The following is a 22,726-nucleotide window of genomic DNA, read 5'->3' as shown; positions in this document are numbered from 1 at the left end:
CTGTTGAGGATCTTGGGACGAAGGGGCGGGTTGAAGTCGATAGGGCGTTGGGTGCTGGTTGTCGTTGCCATGTACTTCTTCTTGAGTCCTTGGATCTACCGGCTCATCCACAACATCGAGCGAGATGGGTGGAATGCGCCAGAAGTAGCCTCTATCGCCTTCCTGGTCCTGTTCCCCTTTATGCTCTGGGCCCTGGCGAAGGGCGTCAAACGGACCAACACCTCGAAGATGGCGCGAATCCGCGCTTTGTATCCCGGTTCGCTGGTTCTTCCGGCAGGCAGGGCTTGGTTCATGGCTCCGCCGCTTCGGTCGTGGCCTCAGCGGCAATACGACCGCACGGGATACCTCCCATTCGTGCTGGTTGCCACCGCGGATCGCCTCCGGATCTACAGAGAGCGATTCCGGGGGCAGCCAACTTTGGCAGGGGAGGTGCCGTGGAAGGCCGTCAGATCAGTGCGGGCGTTCCCCGCGAAGGAGGACGTGACGAGGATCGATGCCAAGGTCCTGGCTCTGGATTTGGACTCAGGCAGAACTGATCTGGCTGATCCGATAGAGCTCTATCTGTGTTCGGACGACGGTGAGGTTCTTGTCGGTGGCGCATTCGACGAGGCGGAGGCCCGTCTTGAGTCCATACGCGTGACAGGCCTCCGCGACCGAGGATGATCAGCGCGCTCACTGGGGGAGCTGTCAATGCTTTCGTATTCGCACCTGATGTGAACATGCCATCCGTTACTTGACATAATGCAGATTATCGGCGAACACCGAATGGGGCTCCGTTTGATGTGACTGGTCCCTTAAGTTCACGCGAGGCACTCTCCGCATCGAACGCCACGCCACCGACTCATCCGCCGCGCATGCCGAATACCTCGCCACACTGACATTGTCGGGACACCAATAGCTTCAGTGGGGCGCCCGGGCCCTGCTACTTCGGCGCGCTTGCGGACATGCCATCGATCAGTTCACTCGGCCCTGCGCCATACCTATGATTTGGACTGTGACGTTGGATCCGTATCAATCAGGGCTCGCGATGCTACAAGAGCTGGTAGGCTCCCCGCCAGCGGCACGAAACGAAGACACGACTCGATTCCAACTCGTCGATCCCTTGCTGGTCGATTGCCTCGGACATCCACGGGCGAGCATCGAGACAGAGATCGCGGCGCATCCGGGGTATGCAGATTACATAGTTGGGGCACCCGCGCGTCTGCTCGTCATCGAGGCCAAGAGAGAGGGCCTCACGTTCAAGCTGCCCGCGGGTCTCTCAGGAAGGCCCACTGTCGCATTGGCAACGCTACGCGAGGACTCCATGGCAGGCGCCGCCATCGACCAGGTGACGAAATACGCCCAACAGCTTGGTATCGGGCTCGCAGGAATCGCAAACGGAACCCAGCTGGCCGTCTTCTTGGCGTCCCGAAATGACGGCAAAGAGGTCGCTAGAGGAGAGGCCATCGTCTTCGTGTCCCTAGAGGACATGCGCGACAACTTCCGTAAGCTTTGGGACCTGCTATCACGTAACGCGCTCATGCAACGCACCGCGCACCAAGTGTTGATGATGGGCTCCACCGGATCCCAACCTCCGCAGAAGCTCTCCTCGACAATCAAGAACTACCCTGGGTTCCGACGGCGGTCGGAGCGAGAAACCGACCTAAAGCTTTTGTCCACAGTCTTCATTCAAGACATCGAGGGCAACGCGCAGGTCTCAGATGAATTCCTTCGTGACTGTTACTACAACAGTGGAACGCTCTCGCAGTACGCATCCGTGAGCAAAGAGATCATCAAAGCCCGCTACGACAATCTTCCGGACGTCCTTGGAGTTCAAAGCGAAGCAGTACGAGACAAAAAGGGCTTGAATCCTTCATTGAAGCGCGACCTTGTCTCAAGAGTCATCAGTAGCAAGCCTGTGGTCCTTTTGGGCGATGTCGGTGTTGGCAAGACTATGTTCATCCGGCACCTGTTGCGCGTCGACGCTGCAGAAGAGTTGCGAGACCACCTTGTCTTCTACGTCGACTTTGGTCGCGAACCCGCGCTGAACAGCGAGCTGAGAAGACATATCATCGACTCCGTCACTGACCAGCTAGAGTCAAACTATGGCATAGACATCAACGCGAATAGATTCGTTCGAGCCGTCTATAATCGCGAGCTGAACAGGTTCAAGAAAGGGATCTTCGGTCCTCTGGCCGAATCGGATCCGGCCGAATTCCAGCGACACGAGATACAGGAGCTGGCCCGGCTGATTGAAGACCGCGGCAAGCACCTCGAGCGTTCGCTTCAGCAACTCGAATCGACAGCACGGAGACGGTCGGTGATCGTCCTCGACAACATTGACCAACGCCCTCTCGAGTTCCAAGACGAAGTGTTCGTGATAGCGCAAGCGATGAGTTCCACGCTTGCGGCTACAATTTTCGTGTCGCTTCGCCCCACAACTTTCTTCGAATCAAAACTTCGCGGATCGATCGCTGCGTACCAGCCTCGCGCCTTTCATGTGGCCCCTGCTCGGATCTCCAGCATTGTAAAGCGGCGTCTCTCTTTTGCACGCAAGCAACTGCTGGCAGCGAACGACAGAACCGACTTGAGCCTCGATACTCACGACTTGAAGGCGTATCTGGAGTCCCTCGAGGAAGGGTTCACCGCCAACGAGACCCTGATTGGAATACTGGAGAACATGAGCGGTGGCAATACACGCTTAGCTCTTGAGTACTTATCAAGCTTCATCGGTAGCGGCTACGTCGAGACTGCGCGCATCCTGGAAGTCGCCGAGCGGGGAGGGGTCTACACGATCCCCGTTCACGAATTCATGCGCTCGATCATTCTCGGTGAGAACGATCTTTACGACCCGTCGACGAGCAGAATTTTGAATCTCTTCGACATAAGCCAGGGAGATCAACACGAGCACTTCCTATTGCCCCTGCTCCTCGCCTTCATTCAGGCTCAAGGGGATCCCACAAAGCGTGCGGGATTTATCGAGGTCGACTCAATCTTCGCTGAATCACAGAAGTGGGGATTCGAGCCAGATCAGACGCGGTGGCACCTAGATCGCGCGACCGCCAAAGGGCTTCTTGACACACATCCGGGCGAGTCCGATGTAAGCCCCTACCGAATTACAAGCATTGGCGCCTACATGCATCACGAAATGGTTGCGACGTTCTCCTACATTGACGCGATGATCGTCGACACGCCGATCATGGATCCCGCCGTGCGTACCGCTGTACTTGACGTTCGCCCGATTGAGGATCGCCTTGACCGGGCCGACGCCTTCTGCGACTACCTCGATGATGCCTGGGACGGGTTCGCGAATCCGTCGGCGCTCTCCTTCGACTGGAACATCCAGGGTCAAAGGCTCCGCAATGACATCGACAACGCGCGCAAGAAAGCCGTGCGCGCACGCGAGAAGCGCTCGGAGCAGGGGTATGCGCCGAGTCAGGATCCCTCGAGCCCTGAAGAGCCGACCTCCCAAGAGGAGCATCGCTGATCATCCGGAGTACGGTCCGTTGCGGGCTCGACATCTGGGAGGAAGTTCGGCGTTGGACGCACGATAAGAACGGCGGGTGCGCCTGCCGCGGCTGCTCGGCTGCTTGCAGTCGCCCATCAAGACCCGGCAGTCTAAGCTGCAGGCGGTGCGTGCCGCGGACACCCACTCAGGAGGTACCCGTGAGGCTGCGTTTCACGCTCGAGACGCGGGCCACGCCGGAACAGGCCGTCCGCGCCTTCAGCGACTTCAGCGAACGCCGCCTTGCTGTCTGGAAAGTCACCCTCGATCCAGCGAGCTTCCGCATCCTCGAGCTCGGCCCGAGCACGGCGCTTGTCAGAGAGGGCACGCCAAGGCTTGGCATCTGGAACATCGAACGGTACGACTGGTCCGACCCGAGCCATGTCACGTGGACCACCGAGGTGAGCAACTACTGCCGCGGCGGCGGCGCGGACATCCGCATCAGCCGGCTCGACGACGGCGGGAGCCGGCTCAGTGTCGAATGGGGACACGATGCCGGGATCGGCCCGCGAGGAACCGCGATCTTCTGGCTCCAGCGCGCACTGGCGCGACAACTCCTCCCGGGACGCTGGGCCGCCGCACTCGCGCGGGCAGCCGCGATGTACGACGACGGCGCCGCCTGAGCGGGCGCCGCATACAGCGGATTGCATGATCCGGTTCGAGGGCTCTGCAACCGCCCTGGGGGGCCACCCTGACTGACATCGACGGCGGAGTCCACTAGATCGGCGGGCCGCACGATGTCCGCACGGAGCGTATGGTCGGAGCATGTGCCGCAACATCCACACGCTTCATAACTTCGAGCCAGCAGCCACGTCCGAGGAAGTGCACGCAGCCGCGCTGCAGTTTGTGCGCAAGATTGCAGGCACGACGAAGCCGTCGAAGGCAAACCAAGACGCGTTCGACCGCGCCGTGCACGAGATCGCCCACATCACCCAACATCTGCTCGACGACCTGGTCGCAACGACGCCGCCGAAGAACCGCGAGGAGGAGGCTGTGAAGGCCCACGCCCGCGCCGTACGGTCAGGGCGGTACGCGACGGCGTAGTCGTGAGACCGGAGTCCTTGCGCCACGTCGATCCGTGATCTCCGCTCCCCCGCCGAGCGATCCTTCGGAGCACCGTATCGCAACTAACGGTTGCACATTCTCGAGGCGGCAGCTAACCTGAACTGCAACCAAACGTTGCAGGAGGTTGGCATGGAGTTCGGATCCATTGAACGTGAGATCTACATCGAGGCAGCGCCCGAGATCGTATTCGATGTCGTGAGCAATCCCGAGCACGTCAGAGAATGGTGGCCGGACGAGGCCCTGTACGAGCCCGCGCCGGGAGCCATCGGCGAGATCGTCTTCGGCGACCGCGACACAGGCAGCAAGGTGGTTCGTCTCACGGTCGTCGACGTGCAGCCGCCCCGCTCATTTTCGTTCCGCTGGACCCATCCGGCCGATGCAGTCGCCGCAGACGGAAACTCGCTGCTGGTCACCTTCGAACTGATCCCATCCGGAGCCGGGACACTGCTCAGCTTCAGGGAGACCGGCTTCCGCGAGATGGGCTGGGAGGTCGCGGTCCTGGAGGAACAGTATCGAGACCACGTCACTGGCTGGGACTACTTCCTGCCTCGAATTGCGCCGTACATCGCGGCACTCGGGGTTCGCCCGTGACTACCGCTCCAAGCGAAGCGATCGACGACGAACTGTGGTCCGCCATCGGCGACCCCACCCGGCGTCGAATGCTCGACCTGCTCCTCGCTCAAGGAGGAGGTACCGCGACCTCGCTTGGCCGCGCATTGCCCATCACACGGCAAGCAGTGTCCAAGCACCTCACCGTGCTCGGCCGAGCCGGACTCGTGCGGGCGACGGCGGAGGGCCGGGAAAGGCGGTACCGGGTGGACGAAGCCCAGCTCGCTCGCGCGGCAGCCCAGCTGGCCTCGGTCGGATCCGCGTGGGACGCCAGGCTGCAACGCGTCAAGCGCATCGCCGAGGCGATCCAGCGCAATCATCAGACAAGGCAAGAACAATGAACCGAGGAGATCACCATGGTGGACATCCTGCACCGGATCGGCGTCAAGACTCCGACGCCGGAAAAGGTCTACGGCGCCCTGACGACCGTCGACGGTCTCGCAGGCTGGTGGACCGACAACACCAGCGGAAGCACTGAGCTCGGAGGCGTTCTCGAATTCCGGTTCCCGCCAGTCGGCGGTTTCGATATGGAGGTCATCGAGCTCGAGCGGTCCAGGCGAGTCTTGTGGCGCGTCGTGGACGGCCCCCAAGAATGGGTCGGCACAACCATCACGTGGGATCTGCGCCAAGACGGCAACTACACCGTCGTCCTGTTCAAGCACGCAGGCTGGAAGGAACCCGTAGAGTTCATGCACCACTGCAGCACGAAGTGGGCCACTTTCCTCATGAGTCTGAAGTCTCTGGTCGAGACGGGCGAGGGTTCCCCTGCACCTCGCGATGTACAAATCAGCGACTGGCACTGAAGGCGGGTCCCGGGATTCAGCCCGCTGAATCCCGGGACCACGCACGCTCCTCAAGCACTTCCATCATCCTCGCGCGGCGGCCGTGAATCCACCCTCAGCCGACGACGGCGACCACGCAGTCAGGAGCCCACGTATGCCGCGAGGTGCTCCCCCGTGAGCGTCGACCGCGCCGCCACAAGCTCTGCCGGCGTGCCCTCGAAGACGACCCGGCCGCCGTCGTGCCCTGCTCCCGGGCCCAGGTCGATGATCCAGTCGGCGTGCGCCATGACCGCCTGATGGTGCTCGATGACGATGACCGATTTTCCGGAGTCGACCAGCCGATCGAGCATGCCGAGCAGCTGTTCGACGTCTGCGAGGTGGAGGCCGCTCGTCGGCTCGTCGAGGACGTAGACCCCGCCCGGCTCCCCCATCTGATTGGCAAGCTTGAGCCGCTGCCGCTCGCCGCCGGAAAGCGTCGTGAGCGGCTGGCCCAGGCTCACATAGCCGAGCCCGACGTCCTCAAGGCGGGCAAGAATTGTGGCGGCCGCAGGAGTCTTGGCCTCGCCTTTGGAGAGGAAGGCGTGCGCTTCCGTGACAGGCAGCTCGAGCACCTCCGCGATGTTGAGACCTCCGAAGCGAAGCTCGAGGACTTCGGCCTGGAAGCGCTTGCCACCGCAGTCCTCACACGGAGTCGAGACGGTCTCCATGAATCCGAGCTCGGTGAAGATCATCCCGTTGCCGTTGCACGTCGGGCACGCGCCCTCGGAGTTGGCTGAGAACAGCGCGGGCTTGACGCCGTTCGCCTTGGCGAATGCCTTTCGGATCGGCTCGAGCAAACCCGTGTACGTGGCCGGGTTGCTTCGGCGCGAGCCCTTGATGCCGCTCTGATCGATGGCTACGACGCCATCGCGCCCCGCCACGGAGCCGTGGATGAGCGAGCTCTTGCCGGAGCCCGCGACCCCCGTGACCGCGACGAGCACGCCGAGCGGAATGTCGACGTCGACCTTCTGGAGGTTGTGCGCACTCGCCCCGCGCACCTCAAGCGTGCCTGTCGGCTTGCGCACCGCTTCCTTCACCGACACACGGTCCTCGATGTGGCGCCCCGTGACGGTGCCGCTCGCCCGGAGGCCGTCGATGGTTCCCTCGAAGCAGATCGTGCCGCCTCCCGACCCGGCTCCTGGACCGAGGTCGACGACGTGATCGGCGATCGCGATCATCTCCGGCTTGTGCTCGACCACCAGAACGGTGTTGCCCTTGTCGCGAAGTCGCAGCAACAGCTCGTTCATCCGCTGGATGTCGTGGGGATGCAGCCCGATCGTGGGCTCGTCGAAGACATACGTGACGTCCGTGAGCGAGGAGCCGAGGTGCCGGAGCATCTTGATGCGCTGCGACTCGCCGCCCGAAAGCGTTCCGGACGGACGGTCGAGGGACAGGTATCCGAGTCCAAGCTCGACGAACGCGTCGAGATTCTCTCCGAGGGCGTTCAGGAGCGGCGCGACCGTGGGTTCGGTGAGCCCTCGGATCCACGCCGCGAGGTCCGTGATCTGCATCGAACAGGCGTCGGCGATGTTGACGCCGTCGATCCTCGACATCCGCGCCCCCTCGCTAAGCCGGGTGCCCCCGCATTCCGGGCACGGTGCGAACGTCGCGAGGCGCTCGACGAACGCCCGGATATGCGGCTGAAGCGAGTCGATGTCCTTGCTGAGCATCGACTTGCGGATCTTGGGAATCAGCCCCTCGTAGGTGACGTTGATGCCCTTCGCCTTGATCTTGGTCGGTTCCTTGTGAAGGAAGGCGTTGAGTTCCTTCTCCGTATAGTCGCGGATCGCCTTGTCCGGGTCGACGAAGCCTGACTCGCTGAAGGTCCGGACCAGCCACCCGTCCGCGGTGTAGCCGGGAACCAGGATGGCGCCCTCGTTGAGCGACTTGGTCTCATCGTAGAGATGCGTGAGGTCGATGTCGGAGACCGTGCCCCGCCCCTCGCAGCGCGGGCACATGCCTCCGTGGTAGATGGCCTCGCGCACGACGGTCTTCTCCCCCGTCGCGCTCGTCATGACCCCGCTCGCCTTCCGGGTCGGGACGTTGAACGAGAAGGCGGTCGGCGGGCCGACATAGGGCGAGCCGAGCTTGCTGAAGAGGACCCGCAGGATCGCGTTGGCATCCGTCACGGTGCCGACCGTCGAGCGGGCGTTGGCCCCCATCCGCTCCTGGTCCACGATGATCGCCGTCGTGAGCCCCTCGAGGAGGTCGACGTCAGGCCGTGCGAGCGATGGCATGAATCCCTGCAGGAACGCGCTGTAGGTCTCGTTGATCATCCGCTGTGACTCGGCGGCGATCGTGTCGAACACGAGCGAGCTCTTTCCGGACCCCGAGACACCCGTGAAGACCGTCAGGCGGCGCTTCGGGATCTCGACGCTGACGTCTTTGAGGTTGTTCTCGCGCGCACCCTGGACGCGGATCATGTCGTGGGTGTCGGCCGAATGCGGCGCGGGCGTCTGGGGGTCCCTCGTCGGGGCCAAGGTCATCGTCTTCTCCATCCTCTCGGCGGAACAGGGGTCAGCGTCGGGCTGAGATCAGCGGACTTCCTGGATACGGATCAGGTTGCCCGCAGGATCGCGCACGGCGCAGTCCCGCACGCCATAGGGCTGATCCGCCGGCTCCTGCACGACCTCGGCGCCGGTCGCCTGCACGCGCTCGAACGCGTCGTCGACGTCGGGGGTTGCCAGCACGAGGTTCGCGAAGGTGCCCTTGGCCATCATCTCCGCGATCATCTTGCGCTCGTCGTCGGTGATGCCCGGCGACGCCGTGGGCGGGTAGAGGACGATCGATGTGCCCGGCTGGCCCGCCGGGCCGACGGTAATCCAGCGCAGCCCGTTGTAGCCGACGTCGTTCCGCACCTCGAAGCCGAGCACGTCGCGGTAGAAGGCAACGGCCGCGTCGGGATCGTCCTGCGGGAGAAAGCTCGCGTGAATGGTGAGGTTCATGCTTGCCATGCTATCGACGGCCTCCGACAGGCACTTCTCGATTCCTGACCGGTCTCGTGACCTGCTTCGCGACGCACGAAGGCATTCCCTCCGTCTCCCCCGCCGCGTCGCGCCGGTAGACGCTGGGGGGCACGCCGACAAGCTCGGTGAAGCGCGTGCTGAAAGTCCCCAGGGACGAGCAGCCGACGGCGAAACAGACGTCGGTTACGCTCATGTCGCCTCGTCGCAGGAGCGCCATGGCGCGTTCGATCCGGCGCGTCATGAGATAGCCGTACGGCGACTCGCCGTAGGCAGACTTGAACAGGCGGCTCAGATGGCCCGCGGACATGTTGACGCCGCGTGCGAGCTCTTCGACATCGAGAGGCCGCTCGTACTCGCGGTCCATGCGGTCACGGACGCGCCGCAGCAGCGCCAGATCGCGCAGATTCGGTGTCGAAATCGGTTTGCTGGCCACATTCGTGATCGTGCTACGTCACCCAGCACTTGTAAAGGACGGCGTCGCCGTGCAGCTCGAGTCTCCTACGGCGCGGGACCGCGACCACGCCGCCGTCCGTTGCCACTGTGGGCCCGGGGACTGCCGCTAGGATGGCGGCCATGACGCGCCATCCAAAAGGATTTGCCAAACCGACGATGATGGACGTCGGACGGCTGGCTGGCGTTTCCCAGAGCACCGTGTCGCACGTCGTGAACAGAACAGGCAAGATCCCGGAAGATACCGAACAGCGGGTCTGGGCGGCCATCAACGAACTCGGCTACCAGCCGAACGAGACGGCGCGCAATCTTCGTCTTCGCCGCAGCCGGACTATCGGACTCGTCACCGACCGCATCGCGTCGTCGCCGTTCGCCGGACGCGTCCTCGTGGGCGCCCAGGACTACGCATGGGACAACGGCTATCTGCTTCTCCTCATCGATTCGCGGCAGGATTCCAAGATCGAATCAGCGGCGATCGACAGCCTGCTTTCACGCCAGGTCGACGGAATGCTCTACGCTGCCATGTCGTGGCGGGAGGTCGATCTTCCAGCGAGCTTCGCCAAGCTCCCCTCGCTCCTCATCAATGCCTGGCCTTCTGCGCGCCGTGACTACCCCGCGATTGTTCCTGACGAGGTGGCTGGGGGTCGTCTCGCCGCTCATGCCGTCGTCGAGGCCGGACACCGCAGGATCGCCTACATCGGAGGCCCGCAGGACGACCCCGCGCGGATCGAGAGAGAGATCGGCTTCCGGGAGGAGCTCGCCTCCGCACGGGTTCCAGTCGACGAGTCCTGGATCCTGACGGGCGACTACCAGATCAGCACGGGGCACAGCCTCACTCACCGCCTTCTGGAGGCGGTGGAAAGGCCGACGGCGATCGTGTGCGGCAACGACCGGATGGCCGTCGGCGCCATCACGGCCGCGCTCGAGTGCGGCCTACGCGTACCGCGGGACCTTTCGATCGTCGGCTACGACGACCAGGAACAGTTCGCGGCGGAGATGCACCCGGCACTCACGACCGTGTCGATCCCCCACTACGCGATGGGTCGGGCCGCCGTCGAGCGCCTCCTCGATTCGCTTCACACGGGCCAGCCTCCGCTGGGCGCGACAATCCCCGGTGAGTTGATTCGCCGGGATTCCGTCGCCGCGCCCTCCCCTGTTTGACGGCTGACGGCGGCCCTTCGGCTGCGCGGTGAGGCTCGCTTGACAGCCAGCGTGGCATAGGTCACACTCACGGGATAAGCCTAATTCATACGTATGAATGGCTTGTCCGCAAGGAGCGTAGGGGATGCCTCACGGCTGCAGGATCAGCTCGTGCCGCGAGCTGGTGTGCGGGGACGAGATTCAAGCGCAAGTTGGCAGCGTTGTGCACTTCCGCGGTCGCGTCACGAATCTGCACCCGCCCATGGACCTGTTCTGGGCCGTCGACGCGATCGGCGAACGCCGCCTCATCGACTTCCACGAATACGCCGTGTACGTCGTGGCCGAAACCGCGGACGCCCTGCGGGCACCGTGAGGACCGCGAGACACGCGACAATCAATGCCATGCCGAGCCAGCCGAACCAGGGCAGGCGCTCCCCCACGACGGCGACGGCGAGCGCCGCCGCGACGAGCGGCTCCGCGAGCGATGCCGTCGTCGCGGTACTCGCCGCGACGCGGCTGAGTCCCCAGCCGAACATCATGTGGCCAACGAACATCGGCACGGCAGCCAAGTAGAGGCCGACGGCGATATTGCCCCACGAGTCGAGGAACGGCCGCCCGACGGCGGCGAGCACGGCGAGCAGGCCGACGGCGCCAACGGCGAACGTCGCGCCGACCGAGGCACGCGACGGGACGCCGAGGCGCATGAGCCGGTGCGATGTCCAGGAATAGAGGGCGTAGGTGGCGGCCGCGACGACGCCAAGCGCGACGCCCGCGAGGGCTTCCCCATCGCTGCCCTGAGCACGACCTCCGCGTGCGAAGCACAGGAGGACGGTTCCCGCGACACCGACGAGGGCGCCGGCGGCCCAGCGCTGCGTGAGTTGCCGGCGGTCGACGATCCGTTCGATGAGTGCTGAAACGACGGGCGCTGCGCCGATCGACACCGCCGTGCCGATGGCGACGCCCGCGAGGCGCATCGAGGTATAGAACGAGAGCGCGTAGACCGCGAGGGCAGCCCCGCCGATGAGCACGAGCGGCCACGAGCCGGCCACGAGCGCTCGGTTCCGGCTTATCTGCCGGGCCGAGGCCACGGCAAGGAAGAGGCCGCCGAACCCCATCGATGCGGCACCGACGGCGAGTGGACTCACGCCGGGCGCGAGCGCGGACGCCGTACCGGTTGTTCCCCAGAGGACGGCCGCCGCGATGACGTAGGCCACCCCGCTGCGGGGAGACCTCGTCTCAGGGAACCATGGCGGCATTCCCCCATTCAATCAGCACACCGCGCGCTGCTCGGGCACGTGACTAGGTGGCGATGACGGCGGACGTCGCGAGGACGTTCCCCTTGGCATCGAGGGCGGCGGCGGCAACGTGAGGCGCCACGGCGACGGCCGCTGTCGTCTCGAATCCGGTGCGCTTGACGACGACGGCCTCCGCAAGGGTCGAAGCCGACTCGCCCGTGAGGAATCTCCAGCTGGCTACCTCGGTCGCGCCATTCCAGCTCGCGAAGATCTGCATCGCGGAACCGTTGCCCTGGATGGCCGCGACATCGGGGAGCGCCTCGGGCTGCGCCGTCCACGGCGCTCGGTACACGCGGTAGGACCCGTTTCCGATGCCGGTCGCTTCGAAGACGGGGGTCCCGTCGGCGGCGAATTCGGTCGCGGAGGGGTCAGAGCCCCATCCGACGAGATAGTGGCCGTTGTCGAGGAATTGGACGTTGCCCATCGCGTTGCCACGGTGGCCGCCCCGCGCCAGCTCGAGCTTGACCGCGGCAGTGCGCTGCTTCTCGTCGACGGCGAGGAGCAGGCCCCTCGACGTCCCCGTCGTGCCGTCCTTGTAATGGTTGTCGAAAACGCTGATCACCCCGCCGGCGCGCTGGCGGACGTCGTGCTGCCATGCGAACGCGGCGCCGTCCCCTATCGCGAAGTCGCTGCGCTTCCCGCCGAGGCGCCACACCACGGCCCCGGTCTTGTCGATGAGGTAGATCGTGTGGGTGTGGCGGAAGGAGACGAGGTACCCGTCCTGACGCGGATCGACCGCGTTGACATGATACGGATCGAAGGCCTTCTGGGCGGTGCTGCCATCGGCGGAGGAATCGTCGGAGGGCCTCACGTAGCTCTCGTCGAGCGGAATGTGGTCGGAGGCCTTCCACGCGAACAGGACCGTCCCCGTCGCGACGTCGACCTCCTGCACGTGGCAGTCATACATGTACCCGTCGGTCCGGCCGCCGAGCGCGGACAGGTCGCGGCGGACGGTCGGATACGCCGTGAGCAGCGCGGTCCCGCGCTGGGTGAGCGTGAATTCGTGCAGGTCGGCCTTGACTCCATCGCCGGCCGAGACTTGGGCGATCGTGCGATACGAGGAATCCTTGATCACCCCGACCCCCTCGCCGTGGCCGCCTGTCCCCTTGCCGCTCCAGTACGTCAGGACAGATTCGCCGTGGTATGTCTGGACCCTCAAATCCGTGACGCCAGCGCCTGTGGGCTCGAGCCATACCGGGTGCCCTTGATTGTCCATGATGAGGCCGTTGGACCCGTGGCCCATGGGGCCCGCGAAGAGGAACCCAGGTGCGCTGGGCGACGAGGACCAGACGTTCACGTGCGGCGTCGTGAGCTTCGTGCTGACGAAGGTCCGGTCGGGTGGCAACGTCGGCCCATCGCCTGTCGCCGGCGAGGGCGTGGGCGTCGCGGCGGACGCACTGGCGGGGAGGGGGAAGACGCTCGATCGGGCTGCGGTTGCACCGGCGACCGCACCGAATACCGCGAGCCCCGCGCCTTGAATGATGTGACGACGGCTCAGGTTCCTCATGGGCTCAGGCTAGGAATGCGGGCTGTGCGTGGTGCAGCATGAACCTGTCGTCAGGCTGAGAGCGACCCAGGGCGGGCCGGGAGGGTGGGCGGCGTCCTACGCGAGCACGAGCGCCCCGGTCAGGCCGACGGCGCCGACGACTGCGGTCGAGGCAGCTGCGAGGACGACGGCCCGCCCTCCTCGCCGTGCGAGCTCGCGAAGCCGGACCCCGGCGCCCAGGGCGAGCATCGCCGTCGTCAGGAGGAAGCTCTGTACCGCCGAGGCGAGGCTGAGAACCTCGTGCGGAACCGGCGCAAGGCTGCGCAGCGCGACCATGGCCACGAATCCGAGGACGAAGAGGGGCACGATCGACGGCCTTGCGGCGCTGCCAGGGCCTCCGGCCGGACGACGGCGGACGGACAGCACGGCAGCGACCGGGGCGAGCATGAGAACGCGAGCGAGCTTGACCGTGACCGCGAGGGTCAGTGCGGAACCACCGATGAGGCCGCCGGCAGCGACGACCTGGGCCACTTCGTGGATCGAGGCCCCGGCCCACAGCGCCGCCGTGCGCTCGGGAAGGCGGAGGGCCTCCGCGAGGAACGGGATCGTGGGGATCATGAGCGTTCCGAAGAGCACGACGAGGGCGACGGCGCTCACGGTGTCCTCTTCGTCGGCGTCCAGTACTGACTCGACGCCCGCCACGGCGGCTGCGCCGCAGATCGAGAAGCCGCACGCGATGAGCAGCGTGCGGGTCGGCGCGATGCCGAGGAGCCGTCCGATCCCGACGGTCGAGAGGAGCCCGACGCCGACGACGGCCACCGCGAGCACGGGAATGGCCCAGCCAAGGGTCGCGAGGTCGCGCACCGAAAGCTGCAGGCCGAGGAGGACGATCCCGATCCGGAGGGGAACCCGGCCCGCGACGACGAGCCCGGCCGTGAGGCGTCCTGGGAGGAACCCGAGGTTGCGCGCGGCTAGCCCGAGGACGATGCCCAGGAGCAAGGGGCTCGCGCCCGGGACCAACCCCGCGAGCCCCGTTGCGATCGCGGCTCCGACGAGGGCCGCTGCGAGGCCCGGGACGATGAGCCGCATCGAGACGCCGCGGGGCGGAGCTTTCGGCTGGGTGGGGGCGGTTGATCCGTGGAGGGCCATGACTCCATGCTTCCGGCCGCCGCCTCGCGCCAGTAGACGGCAGTTCGGCATGGAGCCATATACTGGATATATGGGCGTTCGGGATTGGGATCTGCGGCAGTTCCGGCTCTTGGACGCGCTCGCGCGCCGGGGCAGCATCGGAGCGGCTGCGCGCGAGACCGGCATGGCGCAGCCGAACGCGTCCAAACTCCTCGAGCAGATGGAGCGGTCGGCGGGGTTCGCGCTCGCGCGGCGCACTCCCCGGGGCACGGAGCTCACCGACCGCGGGCGCGTCATCGCCGGGCTCGCCGCCGACGTGCTCGAGGCCGCGGACAGCGTCGCCCGGGCCGTGGACGCCCTCGAAGGCGAGCGCGGCGCGCTGCATGTCTGTGCGAGCATGACAGTCGCCGAGCACCTCATGCCGCAGTGGCTCGCCGCAGCACAGCAGCGCCTTCCGGGCGTGACCGTCACCCTCGACGTCGGCAACACCGACGAGGTGTTCGAGCGCCTCCGGACGGGCGTAGCCGATCTGGGCTTCGTCGAAGGGCCCACCGTGCAGACGGGATTCCGCTACCTCGACGTCGCCCGCGACGAGCTCGTGGTGATCGTGCGCCCAGGCCATCCGTGGGCGGACGACGGCGACATCCCTCCCGAGGCGATCGCCACGGCCGGGCTCGTCGTGCGGGAGCCCGGTTCCGGCACCCGCCAGACGACCGATCTCGCCCTCGCGCCCTACGGTGAGGGCGTGCGTTTCGAGGTGGGCAGCAACGCCGCCCTCGCGGCGAGCGTCGCAGCAGGCCTCGGCCCCGGCGTGGTGAGCCGCCTCGCGGTGCAGCTCGCGCTGCGCAGCGGCCGCCTCGCCGAGGCACGCACGCCCAGCCTGCGCCTCGGGCGCGTTCTGCGCGCCGTGTGGAGCGCCGCCTCGCCCCTTCCTCGGTCGGCCCAAGACTTCCTCGGCCTCGCCGCGAACGCAGCGTCGCGAACGTAGCCTAGAGCTATGAGCCCGCGCCGCCGCCTCGGCGCTGTCGCAGCGTTCCTGGCCGTCGCCGTCGTCGGCTGCTCCCCCGCGCCCCTGCGCTCGGACGGGCAGCGGACACCCGCCCCATCGCCGTCGCCGGCGGCGCCGATCGCCGTCGTCGTCGATCAGTTCCGGGACGGATACGCGAGCGGGACCATCGTCCTTCAGCTCGACGACACGACTGCGAGCGGCGTCACGGTCACCCGCGCCGAGCTCGTGGACCCGCGCTTCGAGGACGGCACAACATGGTCTGGGACGACTGAGCTTTCGCCCGGATACCCGATCAGCCTCCCTGCGGCGACCGCGTCTCCTCGCTGCGGGGCATCGGACGACGACGTCCCGTCCGTTAGGGTGACGCTCGCGGGAGGCGGGCCGGTCGTCGTGCCCGCGGCCGACCCGCACCGGGTGCTCCCGCGCATCCACTCCGAGAAATGCTTCGCCCTCCGCGTCTCGAAGAGCGCGGGACTCCGCCTCGACGACACGCTCACCGAAACGGGGCCCGCCCGGACGGCCACGCTCGAACTCCGCGCCGACCCGCCGCCTACCCCGGGAGCTCGCGAAGACCTCGTGCTCGCCTCGGTCTCCAACACGACCCTCCTCGACGAGGATCCGGCCGCGCCATGGCCAACGAACGTTCGCATCGAGCCGGGAGGTACACCGATTCCCCTCACGATGCGCCCCGCCCGCTGCGACCCCCATGCAGTCGCCGAGGACAAGGTCGGGACCCTCATCCCGCTCACCATCCGAGTGGGCGACGCGACCGGCGTCGTCAAGGTCCCTGCGTCGGACGCGCTGCGGACGAAGATCTACGCCTTCGTCGCGCGCGCGTGCGGGTGGGCCTCCACGGGATGAGCTGCGCCTCGTGTCTGCCGCCCTCGCGCCGCGGGTCCCGCATAGGCTGGGGCCATGAGCCCCGCACCCCTCAGCCCGTGGTCCGCGGCCCGTCTGGCCGAAGCCGCTGCCGAGATCGTGGAAGCCGGAGAGCTTCCTCACATTGTCCAGGCCGGGCATCCCGTGCTGAGGACTCAGGCAATCCCCTTCGACGGGCAGCTCGACGCCGCCCTCCTCGCCGCGCTCGTCGAGGTCATGCGGCGCACGATGCACGCTGCGCCCGGCGTCGGCCTCGCGGCGCCGCAGATCGGGCTCCCGCTCCGGCTCGCGGTGCTCGAGGACGCGTGGGCTGCCGACGAGGGCATTGCGCGGACCCGCGAGCGGCTGCCCCTGCCGTTCTTCGCCGTCCTCAATCCGGCCTACGTTGCTCTCGGCGCAGACGATGCCTCGTTCTACGAGGGCTGCCTCTCGGTGCGCGGCTATACCGCTGTCGTCCGGCGCCCCGCACGCGTCGAAGCACGGTGGACCGCTCCGGACGGCTCTCCGCGCCGCGCCGAATTCTCTGGGTGGCAGGCGCGCATCGTCCAGCACGAGACGGACCACCTCGCGGGAACCCTCTACCTCGACAGGGCCGAGCTGCGCTCGCTCAGCTCGAACGAGGAGTACGCGGCGCGGTGGGCGGAACCGCTGCCCAAGGCGGCCGCGCGAGACCTCGGCTTCTAGCCCTCGGTCATGTCCTCACCCGGGTTCGCCGAGGTGGGGAGGTGCCGCGCCCACCAGCGCAGGATGTGCTCGAAGCGCTGCCTCCGATGATGCGGCGTTCCAGAGCGGGACAGTTCGTGGTTCTCGCCGGGGAAGACAAGCAGCTCGGTGTCGATTCCACGCAGCCTGAGGGCCGTGTAGAAACGCTGAGCCTGTTCGATCGGGCAGCGCCAGTCCTCTTCGGAATGGATCACGAGGGTGGGCGTCGCGACGTCGTCGACGCACGCCATGGGACTCTGGGCGCGCATCTCGTCCGCCGACCAGCCGGTGTACTCGCCGGGGAAGAACCAGCCGATGTCCGCCGAACCCACGAAGCTCGCGGGGTCGAGGAAGCCGCGCTCGACGATCGCCGCCCGGAACCGATGGTCGTGCGCGATCGTCCACGCCGTGAGGTATCCGCCGTAGGAGCCTCCCATGACTCCGAGCCGCTCGCGGTCGAGTCCAGGAAGGGCGTCGAGCACCGAATCGAGGAAGCCGAGGACATCCTCGAAGTCGACGGTGCCCATGCGTCCCTTGATCGCTCGCGCGTGGTCTTCGCCGTATCCGGCCGATCCCCGCGGGTTGCACATGACGACGGCGTATCCCGCCCGCGCGTAGACCTGCGCCTCGTCGAACCAGGCGCCCGTGTACTGGGCGAACGGACCGCCGTGGATGTTCAGGAGAACGGGGTGGGGCCCCTCCTCGGCGGGCAGCACGACCCATCCATGGACGGGCGTTCCGTCAGCGCTCTGCCCCACGAATTCGCGGGGAACGAGCGGCTCAGCAACCTCACCGAGGCGCGCACCGAAGTCCGTGAGCCGCCCGAGGCCGGTGGCACGTGCGACGGCGAGCTCGCCGGGGCTCGTCGCGTCGGCGACGCTGACGACGACGGCGTCGCCCGCCGAATCGACGCCCGTCACGACGAAGGCGCCGTCGGCCAGGACCTCCCTGCCGCCGGACCGAACGTAGGCCACGAGCGCGACGGCGCCGCGCCGCCGCGCGAGCACGAGCGCGCGCCCGTCCGCGTCGACTCGGAGCGCGCCGGGCGCTTCCCCGAGATCGTCGTCGGCCACGCTGATCTGCGCCGTCGAGCCGTCGTCGAAGGAGTGCCAGAAGAGCCGTGTGCCCCAGCCGACGAAGTCGGTCCCCGATTCGCCGAGCTGTGAGGCAAGCACGAAGAGCCCCGAGCCGTCAGGGGCTTCGGCGACGGACTCGACGTGGGCTGCCTCGGGCGCGGCGAGGTCAACGGCGATGCTCTCGCCGCCGTCCGCCGGCGTACGGACGACGCGAGTTGTCAGGGTGTCGATCGCGTCGGGGGCGAACGCCGAGACGGTGTAGATCGAGCGCCCGTCGGCGCTGAAGGAGGGCAGCACGTAGTCCACGGCGCCGGACGTAAGCTGGCGCGCCTCGGGCAGCCCGCTCGGAGCCTCATCCTCGTCTGCCTTGACGCGGCCCCGCGCGGCGACCAGCGGCTCCTCGTCTGCGTCCGGGACGCTGAGGACGAACAGCTGCACTCGCTGATCGGCGGTGTATCCGGGGCCGTTCACGCGGTAGTTGAGCCGCGTGACGAGGCGCGGGTCCTCGGCGCGCGGACCCACGCCCTCGATGCTCCCGTAGCGGCCCTGCTCGGGCTCGCGCGACGTGAACGCGATCCGGCGCGAATCCGGAGACCACACGAACTGCTCGATGCCGAGCAGGCGATTCGTGATGACGCGTGGTTCACCGCCCGCCGACTCGACGATCGCGAGCTGGGCGCGACCCTCTGGGGCCGCTCTCAGGAAGGCGAGCCAAGCGCCGTCCGGCGAATAGCGGGGAGCCGTGTCGCGGAAGCCTCGGGTCAGCCGCCGCGGCTTCCGGCTTCCGTCAAGCTGGACCTCCCAGAGCTGCCCCACTGGTGCATCGGCCCGAAAGTCGGGTCGGGTCGCTGCGACGGCGCATCGCGTGCCCGAGGCGTGGACAGACGGAGTGGACAAGGTCAGGATGGCATCGAGCTGGGCGGGCTTCACGCCGTGAAGCCTAGTCCCAGCTGGCGCGGCTAGCATGGAGGCCATGCCCTTCCCCGCCCAAGAACTACTGCGCTGCCCCGTATGCTCGGGACCGTGGGCGGCTTCCCCGGACGGCGCGGGGGGACGTTCGCTCGTGTGCGCGTCCGGCCACCGCTTCGACGCCGCCCGGCAGGGCTACGTCAACTTCCTCACGGGCCGCGGGACTCGGTTCGTGCCGGACACGGCTGAGATGGTCGCCGCGCGCGAGCGCTTCCTCGGCGCGGGATACTACGCGCCCATTGCACAGGCCGTGGCCGACGCCGCGGCCCCCGCGCTTTCGGGACCCGGCGGCCCGACGGACGACGGCGCGGGCGCTCGCCGAGCCCTTTCCCCGGCGGTGCTCGACGCAGGCGCCGGCACGGGCTACTACCTCGGCGCCGTCCTGGCCCGCTCCCCCGGCGCGAGCGCCGTCGCCCTCGACCTCTCGCGGCATGCTCTCGCCCGCGCCGCGAAGCTTCCGCGGACGGCAGCCGTCGTGTGGGACCTCTGGCGTGACCTTCCGCTGCCGGACCGCTCGGTCGACGTCGTCCTCGATGTCTTCGCCCCACGCAACCTCCGCGAGTATGCGCGTGTGCTACGCCCTCGCGGCGTCTTGTGCATCGTGACGCCGCGGCCGGAGCACCTCGCGGGCCTGCGCGACCTGCTGCCGATGCTCGACGTTCCTGCGGGCAAGGCCGAGGGGGTCGCGCGCGCAGCCGAGCAGGATTTCGAGGCGGGCTACCGCCGTGCCATCGAGTTTCCGCTCGTTCTCGACCGGGATGCGGCGGCCGACCTAGCGCTCATGGGCCCGGCCGGGCACCACACGGAGCGCGCCGTCCTGCTCGCCAAGCTGCCCGCGGGCCCGCTCGAGACCGAGGGCGCGGTCGAGCTCAGCGTGCTGCGCCGGCGCTGACCTCGCGCTCGGACCCGGCAGGGTGCCGAGAAGCGCGCGGCTCGAGCTCGGCGCGGAGAAGGCGCAGCGCGAGCTGAATGAGGGGGCCGATCGTGAAGGCAAAAATCGCGGTTCCCACTCCGAGCGTTCCCCCAAGAAGCCATCCAGCCACGGTCACAGACACCTCGATCGCGCTGCGCACAGCCCACACGGGCCAACCGGTTCGCGCCACGAGCCCTGTCATGAGGCCGTCACGAGCCCCCGGGCCGAGGCCCGCGCCGATGTACAGAACCGACGCGAAGGCGAGCAGGACGAGCCCCGCTGTGAGGAATGCAGCCTGAGCAACGGGCGCCCAGACGGGCACGCTGCTCGCGGGCGGAACCCATGCGAGCCCGAGATCGGCGAAAACCCCGATGAGGGCCGCATTGGAGACGGTCCCCCAGCCCGGTCGCTGGCGAAGCGGGATCCACAAGACAAGCACGGCGACGCTGATGGCGATCGTCGCCGTGCCGAATGAGAGGCCGAATGTCTTGGCCACTCCTTGTCCCAGCACGTCCCACGGCGAGCCGCCCAGTCCGGCCCTCAGGATCAGGGCGATCGCGATCCCGTAGGCGAAGAGTCCCACATAGAGACGGAGGAGGCGGAGCAGAAGGCGCGGGCTTGAAAGGAGTCCCGACGAGAGCATCGACGCCCGGGTAAAAAGTGCCATGAGTCGAGAATGGCCACAAGTGGACTGCAATAAAAGGGCCAATTCTGGAACAATGGCCTCATGAGCGGCATCACAGCGGCGAGATTGGCCTCGGTTCTCGGACCGTGGCGGAGCAAGGGGCCTGCGTATTCCGCGCTCGCCGACCGGATCAGGCTCGTCTCCCTAGACGGCCGGCTCGCGCACGGGACGCGCCTGCCCGCGGAGCGAGACCTCGCGGCGGCGCTCCGGGTGAGCAGGACGACGGTGGCCTCCGCCTACGCACGCCTGAGGGAGCTGGGGGCGATCGAGAGCCGTCGCGGTTCGGGAAGCTTCGTGTCGCTTGGCGCTCGGCCATCCGCCGACTCGGCGCCCGACGGAATCCCCCTCGACTTCACCAAGGCCGCCATGCCGGCGGCATCCGCGGTCGCGACGTGCTACGCCGCGGCGGCCCAGCGGATCGGGCCCGAGCTCGCCCGCTCGGGCTATGAGATCGTCGGGCACCCCGAGCTCCGCGAGGCCGTCGCCATGCATTTCCGCCGGCGTGGGGTTGCGACAGACCCCGACCAGATCCTCGTGACGTCGGGGGCTCAGCACGCCATCGCGCTCCTCACCCGGCTCCTTACTTCCCCGGGCGACCGCGCGCTCATCGAGCATCCGACCTATCCCCACGCCATCGACGCGATCTTGTCCGCGAGGGCGCGCGCGGTCCCAGTTCCCGTCGACACCGACGGAGGGTGGGACCTCACAGAGGCAGAGGCCGCGCTCAGGGCCGCCGCGCCGTCGGTCGGCTACGTCATGCCCGACTTCCAGAACCCGACTGGCGCGAGCCTGCCCGACGACGCGCGCGCACGCCTCGCCCGTGCGGCCGACCGGCACGCAACGGTGCTCATCGCCGACGAGACCACCATGTGGCTCGACCTCCGGCGCGGGCCGCGTGAGCCGCTCGCCGCCTTCTCCCCTTCCGTCGTGACGGTCGGCGGGCTCGGCAAGCTCGCGTGGGGCGGCCTGCGTGTCGGATGGATCCGCGCCCCGAGGACTCTCATCGCCCGGCTCGCCCAGTCGCGGACGAGCATGGATCTCGGCACGCCCGTCTTCGAGCAGCTCGTCGCCGTCGAGCTCATAGCGCGCGAAGCGGAGCTGGTCGCCGAGCGGCGAGTGCGGCTCTCCGAGGGGCTGAGAACGATGCGCTCGGCCCTCACCGAGCAGTTTCCCGAGTGGACCATCCCCGATCCGGAGGGCGGGCTGGCGCTCTGGATCAGCTGCGCGCCGTGGTCATCGTCCGAGCTCGTCCTCGGCGCCCGGGAGGAGGGGCTTGCCCTCACGGCCGGTCCGAGATTCGGCCTGCACGGCGCGTTCGAACACCGGCTCCGCCTGCCCTTCACCGAGTCACCCTCGACCATTCGGGAGGCCGTCGGGGCGCTCAGGAGGTCGGCGGATCGGCATGCGAGCGGCCCCCTCCCCGAGCCCCTCGTGGCCGTCTGAGCGGCGCTCGCCCGCGATGAACATGTTGCCCGCCAAAGCCCCCCAACGGGGGTTCCGCTGGGCTAGGGTAGTGGAAGGAATGGGGGATGGAGGACGGTCGATGGACTGGATCGAAAACAACGCGTGGATGCTGTGGCTCGTGCTGGCCCTCGTCCTGGGCGGGATCGAAATGGTCAGCCTGAGCTTCGTCTTCCTCATGTTGAGCGGCGGAGCACTCGCGGCCTTCGTGACGGCCTTGCTCCACGGACCGGCCTGGCTTCAGGGCCTCGTCTTCGCTCTCGTCTCCGTCGGCATGATCGTGTTCGTCCGCCCCCTCGCCATTCGGCGCATGCGTCGTGGCATCGAAGACGTCCGGACCAATGTCGATCGGCTCGTCGGCTCGCGGGCCACCGTCATGGAGCCCGTCGACAGCGCCAAGGGACTCATCAAGATCGGCGGCGACGTCTGGACCGCGCGGGCCGAGCGCGGAGAGTTCCTGCCCGGAGACGTCGTCCAAGTCGTGGCCATCGACGGGGCCACAGCCGTCGTCGCTCCCGGCGACGAAACCTCACCGTATCGGAGCTGACGGCCGAGCAGGCCTGAGGCGAACCAACAGCAAGGGGGATC

General features: G+C 67.4%; 23 protein-coding genes. 15 read left to right on the top strand and 8 right to left on the bottom strand.

The genetic code is table 11. From position 1 onward, the window contains the following. The first annotated feature begins 51 nt into the window (after positions 1 to 51). From RBS12_RS01940 to RBS12_RS01910, 7 genes are all read left to right on the top strand, one after another. Entirely contained in the window at positions 52 to 663 is a 612-nt protein-coding gene (locus RBS12_RS01940) for a hypothetical protein (RefSeq protein WP_307964352.1), read from the top strand. 331 nt (positions 664 to 994) lie between these two features. After that, complete coding sequence (locus tag RBS12_RS01935; RefSeq protein ID WP_307964351.1) at positions 995 to 3,466, top strand: hypothetical protein; 2,472 nt, start codon at positions 995 to 997, stop codon at positions 3,464 to 3,466. A gap of 179 nt (positions 3,467 to 3,645) precedes the next feature. Next, complete coding sequence (locus tag RBS12_RS01930) at positions 3,646 to 4,107, top strand: hypothetical protein (RefSeq protein ID WP_307964350.1); 462 nt, start codon at positions 3,646 to 3,648, stop codon at positions 4,105 to 4,107. Between the two features lie 142 nt (positions 4,108 to 4,249). After that, positions 4,250 to 4,528: a DUF2277 domain-containing protein gene (locus RBS12_RS01925; protein ID WP_307964349.1), complete on the top strand. Its 279-nt coding sequence runs from the start codon at positions 4,250 to 4,252 to the stop codon at positions 4,526 to 4,528. Between the two features lie 150 nt (positions 4,529 to 4,678). Next, positions 4,679 to 5,140 (top strand): SRPBCC family protein, encoded by a 462-nt coding sequence (locus RBS12_RS01920; RefSeq protein WP_307964348.1) that lies wholly within the window; start codon positions 4,679 to 4,681, stop codon positions 5,138 to 5,140. Beyond that, positions 5,137 to 5,499: a metalloregulator ArsR/SmtB family transcription factor gene (locus RBS12_RS01915; protein WP_307964347.1), complete on the top strand. Its 363-nt coding sequence runs from the start codon at positions 5,137 to 5,139 to the stop codon at positions 5,497 to 5,499. The genes RBS12_RS01920 and RBS12_RS01915 overlap by 4 nt, the downstream gene beginning before the upstream one ends. 15 nt (positions 5,500 to 5,514) lie before the next feature. Next, positions 5,515 to 5,961, top strand: coding sequence for an SRPBCC domain-containing protein (locus RBS12_RS01910; RefSeq protein WP_307964346.1), 447 nt, complete (start codon positions 5,515 to 5,517; stop codon positions 5,959 to 5,961). Positions 5,962 to 6,080: 119 nt separating this feature from the next. Here the strand turns inward: RBS12_RS01910 and RBS12_RS01905 are convergent, their stop codons facing one another. The 3 genes from RBS12_RS01905 to RBS12_RS01895 are packed head-to-tail and all read right to left on the bottom strand — an operon-like array spanning position 6,081 to position 9,378. Next, positions 6,081 to 8,465 (bottom strand): excinuclease ABC subunit UvrA, encoded by a 2,385-nt coding sequence (locus tag RBS12_RS01905; protein WP_307964345.1) that lies wholly within the window; start codon positions 8,463 to 8,465, stop codon positions 6,081 to 6,083. A gap of 48 nt (positions 8,466 to 8,513) precedes the next feature. Beyond that, positions 8,514 to 8,924: a VOC family protein gene (locus RBS12_RS01900; protein WP_307964344.1), complete on the bottom strand. Its 411-nt coding sequence runs from the start codon at positions 8,922 to 8,924 to the stop codon at positions 8,514 to 8,516. Between the two features lie 10 nt (positions 8,925 to 8,934). Beyond that, positions 8,935 to 9,378 (bottom strand): helix-turn-helix transcriptional regulator, encoded by a 444-nt coding sequence (locus RBS12_RS01895; RefSeq protein WP_307964343.1) that lies wholly within the window; start codon positions 9,376 to 9,378, stop codon positions 8,935 to 8,937. Between the two features lie 140 nt (positions 9,379 to 9,518). Between RBS12_RS01895 and RBS12_RS01890 the strand changes: the two genes are divergently transcribed. Together RBS12_RS01890 and RBS12_RS01885 are read left to right on the top strand one after the other, a co-directional pair. After that, positions 9,519 to 10,556, top strand: coding sequence for a LacI family DNA-binding transcriptional regulator (locus RBS12_RS01890; protein WP_307964342.1), 1,038 nt, complete (start codon positions 9,519 to 9,521; stop codon positions 10,554 to 10,556). 124 nt (positions 10,557 to 10,680) lie between these two features. Next, positions 10,681 to 10,908 carry a hypothetical protein gene (locus RBS12_RS01885; RefSeq protein WP_307964341.1) on the top strand — a complete coding sequence of 76 codons (228 nt, stop codon included), beginning with the start codon at positions 10,681 to 10,683 and terminating at the stop codon, positions 10,906 to 10,908. On the opposite strand, the gene RBS12_RS01880 is transcribed toward RBS12_RS01885, so the two are convergent. The 3 genes from RBS12_RS01880 to RBS12_RS01870 all read right to left on the bottom strand — a co-directional run bounded on the left by RBS12_RS01880 (position 10,841) and on the right by RBS12_RS01870 (position 14,465). Continuing rightward, positions 10,841 to 11,791, bottom strand: a complete 951-nt coding sequence (locus RBS12_RS01880; protein WP_307964340.1) for an EamA family transporter — start codon at positions 11,789 to 11,791, stop codon at positions 10,841 to 10,843. The genes RBS12_RS01885 and RBS12_RS01880 overlap by 68 nt on opposite strands. A gap of 43 nt (positions 11,792 to 11,834) precedes the next feature. Then, a complete protein-coding gene (locus tag RBS12_RS01875; RefSeq protein WP_307964339.1) occupies positions 11,835 to 13,337 on the bottom strand; it encodes an arylsulfotransferase family protein in 1,503 nt (500 codons plus the stop codon). Positions 13,338 to 13,433: 96 nt separating this feature from the next. Continuing rightward, on the bottom strand, positions 13,434 to 14,465 hold the full coding sequence (locus RBS12_RS01870; RefSeq protein WP_307964338.1) for a putative sulfate exporter family transporter: 1,032 nt from the start codon (positions 14,463 to 14,465) through the stop codon (positions 13,434 to 13,436). A 70-nt stretch (positions 14,466 to 14,535) separates the two neighbouring features. Between RBS12_RS01870 and RBS12_RS01865 the strand changes: the two genes are divergently transcribed. The 3 genes from RBS12_RS01865 to RBS12_RS01855 are packed head-to-tail and all read left to right on the top strand — an operon-like array spanning position 14,536 to position 17,016. Further along, positions 14,536 to 15,432, top strand: coding sequence for a LysR family transcriptional regulator (locus RBS12_RS01865; RefSeq protein WP_307964337.1), 897 nt, complete (start codon positions 14,536 to 14,538; stop codon positions 15,430 to 15,432). 9 nt (positions 15,433 to 15,441) lie between these two features. Next, positions 15,442 to 16,314 carry a hypothetical protein gene (locus tag RBS12_RS01860; RefSeq protein WP_307964336.1) on the top strand — a complete coding sequence of 291 codons (873 nt, stop codon included), beginning with the start codon at positions 15,442 to 15,444 and terminating at the stop codon, positions 16,312 to 16,314. Between the two features lie 54 nt (positions 16,315 to 16,368). Continuing rightward, entirely contained in the window at positions 16,369 to 17,016 is a 648-nt protein-coding gene (locus RBS12_RS01855) for a peptide deformylase (RefSeq protein ID WP_307964335.1), read from the top strand. Here RBS12_RS01855 and RBS12_RS01850 read toward each other — a convergent pair. Next, on the bottom strand, positions 17,013 to 19,040 hold the full coding sequence (locus tag RBS12_RS01850) for a S9 family peptidase (RefSeq protein ID WP_307964334.1): 2,028 nt from the start codon (positions 19,038 to 19,040) through the stop codon (positions 17,013 to 17,015). The genes RBS12_RS01855 and RBS12_RS01850 overlap by 4 nt on opposite strands. Before the next feature lie 43 nt (positions 19,041 to 19,083). Between RBS12_RS01850 and RBS12_RS01845 the strand changes: the two genes are divergently transcribed. Then, positions 19,084 to 19,971: a methyltransferase domain-containing protein gene (locus tag RBS12_RS01845; protein WP_307964333.1), complete on the top strand. Its 888-nt coding sequence runs from the start codon at positions 19,084 to 19,086 to the stop codon at positions 19,969 to 19,971. Here RBS12_RS01845 and RBS12_RS01840 read toward each other — a convergent pair. Beyond that, positions 19,949 to 20,659 (bottom strand): hypothetical protein, encoded by a 711-nt coding sequence (locus tag RBS12_RS01840; protein WP_307964332.1) that lies wholly within the window; start codon positions 20,657 to 20,659, stop codon positions 19,949 to 19,951. The two genes, RBS12_RS01845 and RBS12_RS01840, sit on opposite strands and share 23 nt — an antisense overlap. A 60-nt stretch (positions 20,660 to 20,719) precedes the next feature. Between RBS12_RS01840 and RBS12_RS01835 the strand changes: the two genes are divergently transcribed. Continuing rightward, positions 20,720 to 22,120, top strand: a complete 1,401-nt coding sequence (locus tag RBS12_RS01835) for a PLP-dependent aminotransferase family protein (RefSeq protein ID WP_307964331.1) — start codon at positions 20,720 to 20,722, stop codon at positions 22,118 to 22,120. A 100-nt stretch (positions 22,121 to 22,220) separates the two neighbouring features. Then, a complete protein-coding gene (locus tag RBS12_RS01830; RefSeq protein ID WP_307964330.1) occupies positions 22,221 to 22,685 on the top strand; it encodes an NfeD family protein in 465 nt (154 codons plus the stop codon). Positions 22,686 to 22,726 lie beyond the last annotated feature (41 nt).

It is taken from the genome of Sinomonas sp. ASV322 (assembly GCF_030908245.1).
Classification (GTDB): domain Bacteria; phylum Actinomycetota; class Actinomycetes; order Actinomycetales; family Micrococcaceae; genus Sinomonas.
This window is presented reverse-complemented; position numbering and strand designations above follow the sequence as displayed.

What these genes read in the sequence shown, in the direction of transcription:
- RBS12_RS01925 (WP_307964349.1), top strand. Translation starts at nt 4,250, where the DNA reads ATGTGCCGCAACATCCACACGCTTCATAACTTCGAGCCAGCAGCCACG.
- RBS12_RS01920 (WP_307964348.1), top strand. Translation starts at nt 4,679, where the DNA reads ATGGAGTTCGGATCCATTGAACGTGAGATCTACATCGAGGCAGCGCCC.
- RBS12_RS01910 (WP_307964346.1), top strand. Translation starts at nt 5,515, where the DNA reads ATGGTGGACATCCTGCACCGGATCGGCGTCAAGACTCCGACGCCGGAA.
- RBS12_RS01905 (WP_307964345.1), bottom strand. Translation starts at nt 8,465, where the DNA reads ATGACCTTGGCCCCGACGAGGGACCCCCAGACGCCCGCGCCGCATTCG.
- RBS12_RS01900 (WP_307964344.1), bottom strand. Translation starts at nt 8,924, where the DNA reads ATGAACCTCACCATTCACGCGAGCTTTCTCCCGCAGGACGATCCCGAC.
- RBS12_RS01890 (WP_307964342.1), top strand. Translation starts at nt 9,519, where the DNA reads ATGACGCGCCATCCAAAAGGATTTGCCAAACCGACGATGATGGACGTC.
- RBS12_RS01885 (WP_307964341.1), top strand. Translation starts at nt 10,681, where the DNA reads ATGCCTCACGGCTGCAGGATCAGCTCGTGCCGCGAGCTGGTGTGCGGG.
- RBS12_RS01880 (WP_307964340.1), bottom strand. Translation starts at nt 11,791, where the DNA reads ATGCCGCCATGGTTCCCTGAGACGAGGTCTCCCCGCAGCGGGGTGGCC.
- RBS12_RS01875 (WP_307964339.1), bottom strand. Translation starts at nt 13,337, where the DNA reads ATGAGGAACCTGAGCCGTCGTCACATCATTCAAGGCGCGGGGCTCGCG.
- RBS12_RS01870 (WP_307964338.1), bottom strand. Translation starts at nt 14,465, where the DNA reads ATGGCCCTCCACGGATCAACCGCCCCCACCCAGCCGAAAGCTCCGCCC.
- RBS12_RS01865 (WP_307964337.1), top strand. Translation starts at nt 14,536, where the DNA reads ATGGGCGTTCGGGATTGGGATCTGCGGCAGTTCCGGCTCTTGGACGCG.
- RBS12_RS01860 (WP_307964336.1), top strand. Translation starts at nt 15,442, where the DNA reads ATGAGCCCGCGCCGCCGCCTCGGCGCTGTCGCAGCGTTCCTGGCCGTC.
- RBS12_RS01855 (WP_307964335.1), top strand. Translation starts at nt 16,369, where the DNA reads ATGAGCCCCGCACCCCTCAGCCCGTGGTCCGCGGCCCGTCTGGCCGAA.
- RBS12_RS01845 (WP_307964333.1), top strand. Translation starts at nt 19,084, where the DNA reads ATGCCCTTCCCCGCCCAAGAACTACTGCGCTGCCCCGTATGCTCGGGA.
- RBS12_RS01840 (WP_307964332.1), bottom strand. Translation starts at nt 20,659, where the DNA reads ATGGCACTTTTTACCCGGGCGTCGATGCTCTCGTCGGGACTCCTTTCA.
- RBS12_RS01835 (WP_307964331.1), top strand. Translation starts at nt 20,720, where the DNA reads ATGAGCGGCATCACAGCGGCGAGATTGGCCTCGGTTCTCGGACCGTGG.
- RBS12_RS01830 (WP_307964330.1), top strand. Translation starts at nt 22,221, where the DNA reads ATGGACTGGATCGAAAACAACGCGTGGATGCTGTGGCTCGTGCTGGCC.